Below are 880 nucleotides of genomic sequence, written 5' to 3'. Positions count from 1 at the left end.
CCGGGCGGCGACGATCGTGACGGCAGTGCGCTCGAGGAGGACTGGTCACTGATGGCGTGGGATCCGATCGTCGAGGACTGGGTGTCGGCTGCGTCGGGAGACTTCCGGCGCGACGAGGATAGAGGACCGCCACCAGACTAGATCGGTCGGTCCCACCGCGAGGTGAGAGGTGCCGGGTGGGGTCCCCCTAGACACCGTTATAGGTCCCTGTGGTGGGTGGTGGGGTCGGTTCGATTTTCGGCGACCCTTGCGCCGTCCTGCGATTAGGGAGCGGAGGGGCGAGTGATTGTGGTGGGAGAATCGCAAGACGGCGGTAAGTTGTGGCGGTTCAGACAGGGGTATCCTTACGCCGTCCTGCGATTGTACGGATAGGGCCGGGATTCGACAGGGGGAAGAATCGCAAGACGGCGGTAAGTTGTGATGGGTGATACTCCGGGGCGATCGGCGACCCCTGCGCTGTCATGCGGTTTCGGGTTCTGTCTGGCTATGGTTAGAACTGCTAATAACAATATGTGGGCGTGTTGGTAGTATCGGGATAGGTAGATGTTCTGCCGGGGTGAAAGGTCAGTATTCTTTAAGGGGCTAGTCGTTCTCGTCGCAGTCAAAGCTACGCAACGTGAGTGAATGCCCGGAGAAGGCCCGGGCGACGGACGATTCCACCGGACGCGATTTGTGGCAGAATCGCCCGGTGGAAACCTCTTGGCCGGAGGGTTCGTCCTCGCTCTGTCCTCTCTCAGCCGAGTCAGTAAGTGTTTCGACGGTTCACGGAAACGCTCGGTCTGGACGACTAAGCGCCGATCCACCGCAAGGATCGGGCGATCTTGATTTGCCCGAGAGCCGGCGTACCCGGCTCGAGGGCCGCCCGATCCGCACGCCCCCG

General features: G+C 61.6%; 1 pseudogene. It reads left to right on the top strand.

Features of this window, described 5'->3' with window-relative positions:
• Positions 1-141, top strand: a pseudogene (locus C464_RS17500) (rolling circle replication-associated protein); the annotation flags it as partial.
• Positions 142-880: the final 739 nt, after the last annotated feature.

Origin of the sequence: Halorubrum coriense DSM 10284 (assembly GCF_000337035.1) — an archaeon.
In the GTDB taxonomy this organism is placed as follows: Archaea; Halobacteriota; Halobacteria; order Halobacteriales; family Haloferacaceae; genus Halorubrum; species Halorubrum coriense.
This window is presented reverse-complemented; position numbering and strand designations above follow the sequence as displayed.